The organism is Pseudomonas weihenstephanensis, assembly GCF_001043055.1.
GTDB lineage: Bacteria > Pseudomonadota > Gammaproteobacteria > Pseudomonadales > Pseudomonadaceae > Aquipseudomonas > Aquipseudomonas weihenstephanensis.
Map to the genome: position 1 here is coordinate 121431 of NZ_JYLF01000012.1, position 12498 is coordinate 133928.

At 52.4% G+C, this 12498-nt stretch carries 15 protein-coding genes and 2 pseudogenes; 9 read left to right on the forward strand and 8 right to left on the reverse strand.

Going from position 1 to position 12498, the window contains the following annotated elements; translation table 11 throughout:
• Nucleotides 1-121: 121 nt before the first annotated feature.
• A complete protein-coding gene (locus TU86_RS21310; RefSeq protein ID WP_048366306.1) occupies nucleotides 122-559 on the reverse strand; it encodes a MarR family winged helix-turn-helix transcriptional regulator in 438 nt (145 codons plus the stop codon).
• 82 nt (nucleotides 560-641) lie between these two features.
• Here TU86_RS21310 and TU86_RS21315 point away from each other — a divergent pair, with 82 nt between their 5' ends.
• Both TU86_RS21315 and TU86_RS21320 read left to right on the forward strand, forming a co-directional pair.
• Nucleotides 642-1808, forward strand: a complete 1167-nt coding sequence (locus TU86_RS21315) for an aminotransferase-like domain-containing protein (RefSeq protein WP_048366307.1) — start codon at nucleotides 642-644, stop codon at nucleotides 1806-1808.
• A gap of 11 nt (nucleotides 1809-1819) precedes the next feature.
• Nucleotides 1820-2422: a glutathione S-transferase family protein gene (locus tag TU86_RS21320; protein ID WP_048366308.1), complete on the forward strand. Its 603-nt coding sequence runs from the start codon at nucleotides 1820-1822 to the stop codon at nucleotides 2420-2422.
• Between the two features lie 86 nt (nucleotides 2423-2508).
• Here the strand turns inward: TU86_RS21320 and TU86_RS21325 are convergent, their stop codons facing one another.
• The 3 genes and pseudogenes from TU86_RS21325 to TU86_RS22725 form a co-directional block, all read right to left on the reverse strand.
• Complete coding sequence (locus tag TU86_RS21325; protein ID WP_048366309.1) at nucleotides 2509-2880, reverse strand: glutathione S-transferase N-terminal domain-containing protein; 372 nt, start codon at nucleotides 2878-2880, stop codon at nucleotides 2509-2511.
• 99 nt (nucleotides 2881-2979) lie between these two features.
• Nucleotides 2980-3525: a GTP cyclohydrolase I FolE gene (folE, locus tag TU86_RS21330; RefSeq protein WP_048366310.1), complete on the reverse strand. Its 546-nt coding sequence runs from the start codon at nucleotides 3523-3525 to the stop codon at nucleotides 2980-2982.
• A 22-nt stretch (nucleotides 3526-3547) separates the two neighbouring features.
• Nucleotides 3548-4230, reverse strand: a pseudogene (locus tag TU86_RS22725) (Arm DNA-binding domain-containing protein).
• A 328-nt stretch (nucleotides 4231-4558) separates the two neighbouring features.
• On the opposite strand from TU86_RS22725, the gene TU86_RS21335 reads away from it, so the two are divergent.
• Nucleotides 4559-4831 (forward strand): replication protein P, encoded by a 273-nt coding sequence (locus tag TU86_RS21335; RefSeq protein ID WP_239658845.1) that lies wholly within the window; start codon nucleotides 4559-4561, stop codon nucleotides 4829-4831.
• Nucleotides 4832-5135: 304 nt separating this feature from the next.
• Here TU86_RS21335 and TU86_RS21340 read toward each other — a convergent pair whose 3' ends face one another.
• Nucleotides 5136-6047 (reverse strand): bifunctional GNAT family N-acetyltransferase/nucleoside diphosphate kinase regulator, encoded by a 912-nt coding sequence (locus TU86_RS21340; RefSeq protein ID WP_048366311.1) that lies wholly within the window; start codon nucleotides 6045-6047, stop codon nucleotides 5136-5138.
• Nucleotides 6048-6398: 351 nt separating this feature from the next.
• Here TU86_RS21340 and TU86_RS23870 point away from each other — a divergent pair, with 351 nt between their 5' ends.
• From TU86_RS23870 to TU86_RS23455, 3 genes are all read left to right on the forward strand, one after another.
• Nucleotides 6399-7220 (forward strand): hypothetical protein, encoded by an 822-nt coding sequence (locus tag TU86_RS23870; protein ID WP_478003143.1) that lies wholly within the window; start codon nucleotides 6399-6401, stop codon nucleotides 7218-7220.
• 148 nt (nucleotides 7221-7368) lie between these two features.
• On the forward strand, nucleotides 7369-7635 hold the full coding sequence (locus TU86_RS22240) for a hypothetical protein (protein WP_053076081.1): 267 nt from the start codon (nucleotides 7369-7371) through the stop codon (nucleotides 7633-7635).
• The gene (locus TU86_RS23455; RefSeq protein WP_239658847.1) at nucleotides 7632-7769 is read left to right on the forward strand and encodes a hypothetical protein; all 138 of its coding nucleotides are present in this window, start codon (nucleotides 7632-7634) and stop codon (nucleotides 7767-7769) included. The genes TU86_RS22240 and TU86_RS23455 overlap by 4 nt, the downstream gene beginning before the upstream one ends.
• A 158-nt stretch (nucleotides 7770-7927) precedes the next feature.
• Here the strand turns inward: TU86_RS23455 and TU86_RS22735 are convergent, their stop codons facing one another.
• Nucleotides 7928-8137, reverse strand: coding sequence for a cold-shock protein (locus TU86_RS22735; RefSeq protein WP_082152940.1), 210 nt, complete (start codon nucleotides 8135-8137; stop codon nucleotides 7928-7930).
• 166 nt (nucleotides 8138-8303) lie between these two features.
• Here TU86_RS22735 and TU86_RS21360 point away from each other — a divergent pair.
• Together TU86_RS21360 and TU86_RS23175 are read left to right on the forward strand one after the other, a co-directional pair.
• A pseudogene (locus TU86_RS21360) lies at nucleotides 8304-8687 on the forward strand (glycoside hydrolase family 19 protein); the annotation flags it as partial.
• A complete protein-coding gene (locus TU86_RS23175) occupies nucleotides 8684-9166 on the forward strand; it encodes a hypothetical protein (protein ID WP_239658848.1) in 483 nt (160 codons plus the stop codon). The pseudogene TU86_RS21360 and the gene TU86_RS23175, both read left to right, overlap by 4 nt.
• 131 nt (nucleotides 9167-9297) lie before the next feature.
• Here the strand turns inward: TU86_RS23175 and TU86_RS21370 are convergent, their stop codons facing one another.
• Both TU86_RS21370 and TU86_RS21375 read right to left on the reverse strand, forming a co-directional pair.
• Nucleotides 9298-9960 carry a hypothetical protein gene (locus TU86_RS21370; protein ID WP_157395932.1) on the reverse strand — a complete coding sequence of 221 codons (663 nt, stop codon included), beginning with the start codon at nucleotides 9958-9960 and terminating at the stop codon, nucleotides 9298-9300.
• 34 nt (nucleotides 9961-9994) lie between these two features.
• A complete protein-coding gene (locus tag TU86_RS21375) occupies nucleotides 9995-10678 on the reverse strand; it encodes a hypothetical protein (RefSeq protein WP_157395933.1) in 684 nt (227 codons plus the stop codon).
• 935 nt (nucleotides 10679-11613) lie between these two features.
• On the opposite strand from TU86_RS21375, the gene TU86_RS21380 reads away from it, so the two are divergent.
• Nucleotides 11614-12132 (forward strand): Hcp family type VI secretion system effector, encoded by a 519-nt coding sequence (locus TU86_RS21380; protein WP_048365727.1) that lies wholly within the window; start codon nucleotides 11614-11616, stop codon nucleotides 12130-12132.
• Nucleotides 12133-12498: the final 366 nt, after the last annotated feature.

Sequence of the window (12498 nt, forward strand, 5' to 3'; positions counted from 1 at the left end):
TTTTTCTGACTGCAAGGTCAAGAAATAGCGTGAGCTGAATTATGCTTTTGTATACAAATAAAGCAAATAATGTTTTCAGAAATGTACGAAGGGTGTTGTCAGGGGGAGGGTGATGACCGCGTCAGGTACGGTTTTGCCCCAAGGCATGATTGATTGCCAACCAGCCGTTCACCGCGTCTTCGCCTTCTTGGGCGAATACCCGTTGCAAGAGCTTGACCTGTTCGCGACGCAAATTGCGCTCAAAACGCACGCCCTGCGGGGTCAACGCCAGCAGGCGCTTGCGCTTGTCGGTCTCTGGCGCGACGCTGCGCACCAGGTTCATCTCGATCAACTGGCGCAATGGCGTATTGAGTGCCTGCTTGCTGACCCCCAACAATGTCAGCAGTTCTTTGACGCTGACACCGGGGTAATGCGCGATAAAAAACACGATGCGCTGATGCACCCGGCTCAGCCCACGACGCGCCAGCATTTCATCCGCTTTGGCGGTAAATGCTTGATAGCCAAAGAAGAAGGCTTGCATGGCGGCACGCTGAGTGGTCGGATTTTTAAGGTCAAGCATATTGACGTATCTAGGCTGCGCGGCGTAATTTCGGTCAATCAGTTTGACTTATTTCCAATTACTTCCGCTACCGGTGATCTATATGGCCTTCTCCGAACGTGTTTCCCGCCTGAAAAGCTCTTTGATTCGTGAAATTCTGGCTGCGGCTCAACGTCCGGAAGTCATGTCCTTTGCAGGCGGTCTACCGGCCGAAGCGATGCTGCCCAAAGTCGACTGGACCGACATGCCCGCCTCGATGGGCCAATACGGCATGAGCGAAGGCGAACCGGCGCTGCGTGAAGTGCTGGCCCAAGAGGCCCGCGCCCTGGGCGTTGACTGCGACGCGAGCCAAGTGATGGTACTCAGCGGTTCGCAGCAAGCCCTCGACCTGGCCGCCAAGCTGTACATCGACAAGGGCACCGAGATCATGCTCGAAGCCCCGACTTACCTGGCGGCGCTGCAAATTTTCCAATTGTTCGGCGCGCAGTGCCTGAGCTTCCCGTTGCAAGCCGATGGCCCGGACCTGGCCGCACTGCGCAGCGAGCTGGAACAACATTCGCCCGCCTTCATCTACCTGATCCCGACGTTCCAGAACCCGTCGGCCGTGCGTTACAGCGAAGCCAAGCGCGATGCCGTTGCAGCCTTGCTGGACGAGTTCGGCGTGACGCTGATCGAAGACGAGCCGTACCGCGAGCTGAACTTCGACGGTGGCAGCGCCACGCCGATTGTCAGCCGTTTGAAAAAGGCCAGCTGGATCTACACCGGCACTGTTTCCAAAACCTTGCTGCCAGGTCTGCGCGTCGGTTTCTTGATTGCCAGCCCCGATCTGTACCCGCATTTGCTGCGCCTCAAGCAATCCGCCGACCTGCACACCAACCGTGTGGGCCAATGGCAAGCCTTGCAGTGGATCGGCACGCAAAAAATGAGCAATCACCTGGCCGAGTTGCGTGACTTCTACCGCATTCGCCGTGATGGTTTTCAAGCCGCGCTGCAAGAGCACTTCGCGGATCTGGCCGATTGGCAGGTGCCACAGGGCGGGTTGTTTTTCTGGCTGACTCTCAAACAACCATTTGACACCCGTACTTTGCTCAAGCCGGCGCTGGAGCAGAATGTGGCATTCATGCCGGGCGAACCGTTCTTTGCCGAGCCGGACCAGAACGTTGGCAGCCTGCGCCTGAACTTCAGCCACATCGACCCTGCGCGTTTGCACGAGGGCCTTAAGCGCCTGGCTAATGTTATTCGTCAGGCACAAGCCGCCCAGGCGGCGTAAAAGGAGTCGCGATGCTCAAGGTTTATGGCGATTACAACTCGGGCAATTGCTACAAAATCAAGCTGATGCTGCATTTGTTGGGGCTTGAATACCAATGGCATCCGGTGGACATTCTCAAGGGCGAAACCGAAACCTCGGAATTTCTGGCGAAAAACCCCAACGGCAAAGTGCCGGTGCTGGAGCTTGAAGACGGCACGTGCTTGTGGGAGTCAAACGCGATTCTCAACTACCTGGCGGACGGCAGCGAGTTTCTGCCGACCGAACCGCGCTTGCGCACCCAGGTGTTGCAATGGCAGTTTTTCGAGCAATACAGCCATGAGCCTTACATCGCGGTGGCGCGGTTTATCCAGTTTTATCTGGGTTTGCCGCAAGCGCGACTTGAGGAGTATCGCGCACTGCAAAAGCGCGGCTACAAGGCGCTGGATGTCATGGAGCAACAGTTGGCCCGCACACCCTATTTGGTGGGCGAGCACTACTCGATTGCCGATGTGACGCTGTACGCCTACACCCATGTCGCCCATCAGGGCGGCTTTGAGCTTGGGTCTTACCCGAGTATTCAGGCCTGGTTACAGCGGGTGGCCAGTCACCCACGCCACGTGACGATGCTGGGATAAACCCGCGCCATAAAAAAACCGGCCATGTGCCGGTTTTTTTACATCCGCCCACCCTGGAGTGGCGGGCGAGGCCTGAGTTTTGCGGGTTACACGTTGGCGAAACGGTTGTTCAGGTACTCAATGATTACCTTGGACTCGTACATCCAGGTCGTCTTGCCATCTTCTTCAATGCGCAAGCACGGCACTTTGATTTTGCCGCCTTGCTCCAACAGGGTCTGGCGATCCTGCTCATTGTTTTTCGCATCCCGCAGCGCCACCGGCACGTTCAAGCGGCGCAGGGTGCGGCGGGTTTTGACGCAGAACGGGCAGGCATGGAACTGATACAGGGTCAGGTTTTTGGCCGCTTGGTCCACCTGCGCCTGAGCAGCGTCAGGGCGTTGTTTTTTACTGGGGCGGGTCATGAAGTCGCCAGCGATGATCAACTGACCCAGGCCTACGCGAAGCGCTTTGATAAACACAGTAAAAGCCTCATGGGGCAAGAAATAAGGCCCGCAGCTTACCTGAATTCGGCGGACGAAAAAAAACCGGCGATGAACGCCGGTTTTTTTATACGCGTATTACTTGATCAAACTCAGGAACTCGCTGCGTGTGGCCGCGTTGTCGCGGAACTCGCCGAGCATCACCGAGGTGATCATCGACGAATTTTGCTTCTCGACACCGCGCATCATCATGCACATGTGCTTGGCTTCGATCACCACCGCAACGCCCAGGGCGCCCGTGACTTGCATCACGGCATCGGCAATTTGGCGGCTGAGGTTTTCCTGGATTTGCAGGCGACGGGCATACATATCGACGATACGTGCCACCTTCGACAGGCCCAGTACTTTGCCGCTCGGAATGTAGGCCACATGCGCCTTGCCGATAAACGGCAGCAGGTGGTGCTCGCACAGCGAATACAACTCGATGTCCTTGACCAGCACCATTTCGCTGTTGTCCGAGCTGAACAAGGCACCGTTGGTGACTTCTTCCAGGGTTTGCTCATAGCCACGGCACAGGTACTGCATGGCTTTGGCTGCGCGCTTTGGTGTGTCGAGCAGGCCTTCACGGGAGACGTCTTCGCCCAGTTGACCGAGGATGGCGGTGTAGTTTTGTTCCAATGTCACAGGGCTATATTCCGTGCGGGTTTCATAGTGGCACCTCGTCGGGTCGTACCAAATTTGTACCAATCATGCTGTTTTCGAGTTTCCCGAGCTCGCTCCAGTCTGTGCTGGAATTTAGCCATTTAGCGTAAGTTGAAAGCAACATCTGCACGCTGTGGCCTAGCTGATTGGCGATAAACGCAGGGTTCATGCCTGCAATGAGGCACATGGTAGCGTACGTGTGCCTACAGTTGTATTGGCGACGCACCCTGATTTTCAGTTTTGCTAATGCTTCCTGGAAATGTTTGTCGCTTACGCTTGCCTGCTGTATGAACTCAACGTTCCGGCTGGGTGGGAAAACGTAAGGATGGTGGCGAGCGCGGGCATCCAGTAGAGGTTGAGCGAGACTCGGTAGTTTTTACGGGTACCACTCACAATCTCTCGACCCTTCAACCAGATCTGCGCGTGCTCGCCGAACACAATTGAAAATGAGTCAGTGGCATAACTCGACTGAGGGAAAAGCTCTGCATACCGGCGCTCATCGAGCACCTTATGTTTCGCGAGACTGACTGCGTGAGCGCGTCAATCAGCGGCTGCTTTGATCCCCTTCGGCGTTTGGGGATAGGCAAGTGTTTCGCATCGCCGCTCACCCTGCCACGTGAACCTGATGCGAATTGACTGACCTGCACATTCAACTCCTGCGGACAAGCCCATTGGCTTTCTAGCCATGCGTCATATCTCCCTAAACTATACAAAATTCGCCCATCAAAATTGTTCCAAACCCTATAGGGATTACCCCGCGTGCTCTTTTGCCTTCGAGCGCTCGTTTTGTAGTGCCGAGCATCTCTGCCATTTTTCCTTCTGGCACTTTGTCCGGTTCGTAATCAGACATAGGGGCTGATTCAACTTTCCTGGAGTTACCTCTATAAATTCCCTGCGGTTAGTTTCTGCGAACCACAAAAATGACAATCGAATACCCGGCCACACTCCAAAGCGCGGTACCGGCGAATGCGCCAACCAGGTGTGCGTCTGAGCCGTTCTCGGTGAGCGGGGGAAGGTGATCAACGGTCTCTTTCGCGAACTGCGCTCGATCTTTCTTGCCTGGAAGCAAGCATGGCCGGACATGGCGACGTACAAAGCTGCCAAGCAGCAGTGGATGCAGGGTTTTTTCGAAGCGGGTATTTGCAGCACTGAGCAACTGAGATTTGGACTGATGCGAGCGCGTCAGGCTGCCAAGGACTTTGTGCCCAGTGTGGGTGTGTTCATCGGTTGGTGCACGCCAACGGCGGAAATGCTGGGACTGCCGAAGCTGGTCACTGCTCACCGCTAGGCTTCCCCAACCTGACCCCGGTGGAGCCGAGTGCTTACCGCTGGGCCGTTCACTGCTGCGCTCACAAGTTGGATTTGAGTGATGCCCCTGACCGCGCCGTAAATTAACCCCATCATGTCGATCTTGCGCGTTATGAGAGATGACAAGTCAAAGCCCTGCCACTGAGCGGGGCTTTTTCGTTACGGAAGAAGGGCTAAAGGTGTGAGGTCTTGGTAGCTTGCATCTCCAGTCGCAGCGCTCGGCGTTCTTTTTTTGAGGGTTATGGCTTTGGGCCAGATGGGCGAACACTTAGCAGAACGCGAAATCATAGGTGGAAATCGCCCGCAGCCTCCGGCTGGTAAAGCACTTTCCTGATCTCAATCCGACGGGTTCGATCAGATATCCTCCAGTCGATGGCGTCACCCTCCTGATAGCCCAAGATGGCGGCGCCGATGTCGGAATGTACGGAGTGCTTACCTGCGTTGGTGTCCGCGTCTTCAGGATAGACCAAGGCCACTTCGATCTCTTCGTCATCCAGCTGCAGCAAGGCCCTGGAGTTCATCGTAACTACATTGCTGGCCACCTGCTGCGGCTTGACGACAATGGCTCGCTCGAGCTCATGTTCGAGTTCAACAACGGCCGGGCCTTCCTCGAGCGCGATTAGACTCTCGAGCCTGGCCTTGTCGATTTCAGTGATGTAGATCCTAGTAGAATCGCCAACGGTGCCTTCTCGCAATAGCTGGAGATAGCGCCCTACCGTCATTGAGAATGACTTTAATGTCGGAGTTTCGCTCTCAAGTACAAAGGCGCTGCGCAGAAAGGCTTTCAGCGAGCGCGCGTTGTCCGGGTGGATCTTGGCGATGAGCTTCTTTGCCCGCATGTCGAGAAAGGCCAGTTTCATACCTTCGCGGATCGTGCGGGCGCCAAGGTTTCGGCCCCATTTATCGCTGTCTCCGATGACCAGGACTATCTCGCAATTTGAGTCGGTCTTGATTAGACGGACAAAGCCTACCGGCGCGTCATGCCGGTCGTAGGCCATGAAGAACCGACCGCCCCTGTTGAATAGATGGGTAAGGATCGGCGATTGAGTCCGATCGATGGCTTGCTCGATGGAGCGGGAGACATGACGCGAATCGCTCAGATAGCAGGTGACGCGTTCATCCTCCAACCAATCCATCAGCTTCAGCGCGTGCGCACGAGTAATTTCAGGGCACAGAGAAATGAAAGGCTTGTTCATCTTAATCACTCTTATTTGTTTAAGGATGGAAGCCCTTCATGGTCATGACGGTTCTTCGGCAACCGGCTATTTTAAGACATATCGCGAGTAGTTCCTATCAGCGACCGGGCTTTTACCGGTCTAGCCGTAGACCCAGTGGATAGCCGTGAACGGCTCCTCTAAATGTACGTGGATGCTGGACTGTTACTGGGTGCAACATCTGTACATTTCTAAAATCAAGCCTCGGCATTTGCCGGGGCTTTTTCGTTTTCGGACCCGCCACACCCGTCGCTCCAAGCCGGGAGTGTTGTTGGGGTCAATCTATTCCAAGGCTCGCCAAGTCGCGGGCTTTCTCGTTCGCAGGCGCAGAAAATGTCTGAACAAGTAGCTCGTGATACGAAGGCCGTAGTTGACGCTGTAAGTGTCGGCAACATTGATCGTCTATCTCTTACATTGAGAAGGTTGGCAGACAGCGCTCCCGCTGAGTTCCTGCGATTGACCGCCAATCTTATCAACACTACTCAGCACACCCATATGCCAAATCTCGGCTTTGTCGTGTTCGCCAAAAGTGAGTTTTATCACGCTGACGGTAGTGTCATGGCTGGCTTACTTGCTGGTCGTTGGTACAGGGTGCGAGTCACTGTTTATTACTCTGTCCGTGATGTTTTCCAAGCCCGTTTCAACAGTGTCGCCGTTCTTGTTGATGGTGCTGATTGTTCTATCGGTACTGGTATACCGTGCCCGAGGCAATGTCGTTCGCATCCTTCGAATGGACTGAGCCGAGCCACGCTTTATAGGACGTTACCGATGGCAACCACAAACAGCTTTCATCACCTGAATGATGGCCGTGGCCAGCGCGCCGTGTACGTTAATGGCAACCCGATCAGTCGCGTTGTTTGGTGCGATACAGCCAGAGGTCTTGCTGTGTTCTGTCCGTTCCCTGTTCGCATCAATCGCAGGACGGGCAGGGTCTATAACCGGTTGTTGCTCTATTGCTTCGATCTGATGAGAAATGACATTCCAGGAGGGCTATACCTCAAAACCTTTAACGAGGCAGGAGAGATCACTTTCAACTCGTTGCAGGCTCCCTTGAACGTCATCGCATCCATGGGTGCACCTGAACCGACAGGGACGGATCGATACGGCAGGCGATACGGTTACGCGGGAGGACGATGGGAATTGGTTCGGCGCTAAACCGCCAATGTTGACAGCCAGGCACACCACTTAATTGATATTCCGTTGAGCGCGGGGGGTCGAATATGCGGCGTGTTTACCGTGGTCGAGAGCCGCCAATGCCTTTTTAGGTAATGCTCTTACGGGGGTTGATGGCATTGTGTATGGGATGTCAGAGGGCGCCGTTTACGAAATTGTCAACATCCCGAGCGCCACTGTTTTATCTATTCGTTCCGCCTATAACGGTGCCTCAGCAAACGGCGCGCCGTATGCCATCACCCCCGCACAAACCCACGTCAAAGACTTGGCCGATCAAATACGTCTGATGCTCACTCAGTGGGGAACAGCCGTGGCCAACTTGGGCGCCGTCTCAACCGAGAACGTCGTGCCGGTGACCAAGGGCGGCACGGGCGGCCACATAGGGCTTCCTGAATGAACATCGACTTCAGCCAACTCAAAACCGCCGAACAGCTTCAGGCTGACAAAGAACGCGCCCAACTCGACGGCATATTGGCCACACGCCGCGCGGCTTACCTGAGCGAGTCAGACCCGCTACGGTCTGGAGGCTGACTATGACGGCCTGAGCCAGGGCAACGCGCCGGACTACACCGCGTGGCTGGGCTCCGTCGTCGACATCAAGAAACGCTCCCCGCTGCCCAAAATAGTCATCCTGACCAAAGACTGAAGCCGCACGTATCACCCAGCCCCGGTGTTTGCTGGATTTCTAACTAAATAACTTTAATATTCACGGCTGACGCAACACCTTTAATGTTTTTTGATGGTTCATAAGAAACTTTAACGTCCTCTTTCAATGCATTAGGTGATGTAGAACTTCCTAAGTCAGTTACGTGAAAGAAAATATCAGCGTCGCTGTCATCAGATTTAATGAAGCCGAACCCTTTGGATACGTTGAAAAACTTAACTGTTCCGGTAGCCATGGTTGTTTACCTTGTTATTGAAATGGTAAGTGGTATTTGATCTTGGGGTTACCGGATGAGGAACGATACTGTCAGAAGTTACAGTTTTGCCTACCGGTCATCCGAAATCATCTGTTGAGCTTTGTTGCTCGCTCAATTCAAGAGTCATTCACAATTAAGAAAGAGACAGTCAGATCAGCTCAAATGCATGCGAGAAATCTGGGGCCCAACCGCCGTGCAAGCTCGATATGAGGGCAGGGTCGACCTCGGCAACACTCAGTCGGGGGACGGCCCCAAATATCGCGGCCGTGGCCTGATTCAGATCACCGGCCGCAGCAACTACAAAACCTGCGGCGAAGCGCTGGGCCTTGATCTGATCAACCAAGCCGAATTGCTGGAAAAGCCACAACACGCGTGCATGTCGGCGGCGTGGTTTTGGGCCACCCGAGGCCACAACACCCTGGCTGATGAAGGCAAGTTTGAAACCATCACCCGGCGCATCAATGGCGGGCTGAATGGGCTGGCTGATCGTCAGATGCTCTATGCGCGAGCACTGAAGGTGTTGTCTTGAAGCTTGATGCGGTGAAGTGGGGCGGGTCATTACTGCTGACGCTTGGACTTATGGCTGGCAGCGCGTGGGCCACATGGGAGTGGCAGGCCAACGCCCATGGTCGGCGGTTGGCCATCAAGGAAACGGCCCACCTAACCGAGCGCACCAATCTGGGCAATGCCAACTCAGAGCAAATTATGGCAGAGCAGGGCAAGCGCCTCGCCCTGGAGCAATGGCTGGCAGCCAGCGACCAATCCCATTACCGAGCCCTCACCGATGAGAAAACGAAACAGGCACGTCTGCGTGATCGCCTTGCTACTGCTGACCTGCGGCTGTCAGTCCTACTCGACGCAACCGGCGCAATCAGAAAAAGCTCGCGACAGGTCAGCTTACGTTTATCAGCGGATTCGGCATCAGCGAAAGACATCTGTTTCATCATGGCCCAAGCGTTCAGTTCGTGGAGCAGGCGTATTGCACCAGTCTTTTCAGAGTTTATTTAGGTATCCGCAATAAATATGTTCGCGTGTTTCTAGGCTTGCTTTACCTTTCGGATCGTTGACGAAAATATCCATGCAGCACGAACAAGCCTGGGAGAAACGAGGTCGTATTCACAGCCTTTTAAGTTAGAAAATTAAACGTCGCCGTCAAAGAAATTGATACTAATGCTGCATTCAGCATCCTTTACTGGAGGGTTAGTAATGATAATAGATACGTTGTTGTTTCCTGGCGAAGCTAAGTCGTAAATCGGATAGTCAAGATTACCTTTTGTGGAACTGCAATCTGAATCATTATAAACAATATCTCTATCAACGTTGAATGTGATAGAGCGGATGCGCATTTGCTCTTTGCTTAGCGTCCATCCCAATTTGGCTATGCATAAAGCACTGGCTTTGCCATCATCAATCATGATGTGTAGCTCTGGCCCATTATTGACTTCAAACTTACAGTTATTGAGTATCAGCGTGCCTTTCTGATCCCTTGGTATTATAATGTCATTGATTTCCGTTTCGAAAACGTCCGCTAGCTTATAAATAACCAATGAATATTTGGAGAAGTTATTAATAGAAACATTTATCGATCTCGCGGCGTTGTTGGAATTCTTCATGCCCATAACACCGTTTATTAACGACGTTGTCCCTGAAATCATTCCTGCAACCAAGCCAATATATGGAAGTATTCTCGCTGACTGGTCTTCCCCCGAAGTTCTGTGAATATGTTTCCAGTACGCTTTAGATAATTTTAGGCATGAGCTGGAGTTTCTGGAGGTACTTGCGGAAAAATCTTTAGAGGTCATTATTTATCGCCTGTCAATATTGGTTCAAATACATTTACAACACATCATCCGCTGCCTTTCGCCATGCGGTAAGCGTAAGGTTTAGATATGATTCCCCTTTGCTATCCAGGCTGTTAAATGTAGCTAACCCGAAAGAAAAGCTTTCATTGCTTTTATGATTGAATCGAATATAGCTTAAGCTGTAACGACTGGTTTTGAATAGGTGTCTCTTTATTGCTTTATCTGTTTCGGGGTCGATAATTTCGACCATCCTTGGGTGCCATTCATCATAATTCGTTTGAAAGTCAATGACGCACTTTAAAGAATCAAATTTTGAATTGGTAAGCATGAATCCTATTTCAATATGTCCACCAGCATTAATGCCACCATTGTGACTGTATGAAAATTTAATCTGCGTGCCAATTCCCGGAGCACAAACATTCATGTTTTCTTTAACCGACTTAACGTCTTTAATTGTGGTGTATTGTGGGATCAACACCATTTCGCTGTCGTTTTTAATTTTAAAGGCAACGCTCCTGCTGGCTTTTTCTTGTTGAGAAATCATACCCAACACATCACCCGAGGCACTTAAAATTGAGGAGAAAGCATCTGCTGAATCCAACATATTCCTTCGATATTCTTTTTCATTATCAATAATGGACTGTAATCTTGCTAATACCTTTTTAGCTTCGGCTTCTGAATATGAACGAGATTCAAAATTATCAGATGTGTATGGCACTTAACGGCTCCTTGTGATTGTTGCATATAGCTGAATTTCAAAAAACACAAATCATTTAGCCCGTTTTTTGGAGGGCTTGTTGTACCGGGCAGGACTTTGAGGTTCTCTTCAGTTTTCGCCAGGGTTATCCATCGTTAAAATTATGGGGCCGGCTTCAGTTCTAGTTATGCATTAGGTGTTGGCTGAGGCCTCGCTGGTCTTACTGGCTTCTCATAAATACAATAGTCGGTATTTAGTCTTTTTCAAATTGCGAATTACACGCGCCTTCGTTGCATTATCCCAGCCATTTCCTCAGAGGCTCATGCTCTGGCGCATGGGGTAGCGTCATAATCGTTGGCAAAAATTGGCGGCTCCAGTGCTGGGCGGACTCAACCGGCTGTCGCAACACAGTATTTTTGTACAGACTTTAGATACTTATTCAGTGCTTCGGTAGGTGAGGACGACCATGTTTAGGGGACGGAAAAGGGATTTAGGTGGACAGCCTGCGGTTTGCTAGAAGCCGATATTTTCAAAAAGCTTATCTGAAAATATTCAAAAAAAGCCTGAAAAACTATTGCTGATTTCACCTCTCGATAACCCTGTTGTTCACATGTTCTGCATCCCCGTAAAAATGATAAGTGCAATTATTGACTTAGAAGGCAACTGCGCAAGAAGTTGCGCACTCAAATGTGGATAACCGTGTGGATACATGGCTACAGCGCATATAAGACGCGAGCTGTAGACGAGTGCGCAAGAAGTTGCGCAGCACTGCGCAACTTCTTGCGCACTTTGTCGATGTTTCTTACGTGAAAATCATCGTTCCGATGGACTTAATTTTGTTATCTCATTGTTTTATATAGATTTAATGAGCTTTGGCATGAACCTTGACTGTCTCTATCAGCACTTGAACGGCATTTGGGCCTTTCAAGTCCTTTTTTTCAGCAAGGAGAGCCTCCATGGCGACGCCAGCGTATATGTCCATCACGGGCACCAAACAGGGTCTGATCACTGCCGGTGCGTTTACCGCGGACTCAGTGGGCAATACCTATCAGGAAGGTCATGAAGACCAGGTCATGGTTCAGGGCTTCAGCCACGAAGTGATCATTCCTCGCGACCCGCAGTCCGGCCAACCGACCGGTCAGCGTGTGCACAAACCGGTAAAAATCACCAAGGTGTTCGACAAGTCCTCGCCGCTGCTGCTGGCTGCGCTGACCTCCGGCGAGCGCCTGACCGAGATCGAAATCCAGTGGTTCCGCACCTCGGCTGCCGGTACTCAAGAGCATTACTACACCACCAAACTTGAAGACGCGATCATCGTTGACATCAAGGACTACATGCACAACTGCCAGGACCCGTCGAACGCGCACTTCACGCACCTAGAAGACGTGGAATTCACCTACCGCAAAATCACCTGGACCCACGAAGTGTGCGGCACGTCCGGTTCGGATGACTGGCGTTCGCCTGTCGCTGGCTAAGACTGGCTTATCGTTTGAGCGCACCGGCCTGGTTCGGGGTGGTGCGTGCATGACCCCAGAATTTTTCTGTTTTCGGCGCCTGTTTCCACACGACGAAAATCGCAACACTGCATGAGGAACAAGGGATGTTCGCACCGGCCCATCAGCCCCATTTCACGCTGGCCCTCGACGGGGCGGTTTTTCAGGTGCTGGTCTTCAAAACCCCCGGCCTGCTGGCGGGTGAGATGCTGTCATGACGACTGAAAATGCTGTTGCAGAAAAACGTGGCCCACAAGTGGCCATCGTGCCGATCAGTGCTATCGACATTAAAGACGTGGCCAGCGGCGCGGCGGTGTTCGATGCCTGGTTGCAGGAAGTCAGCGGCGG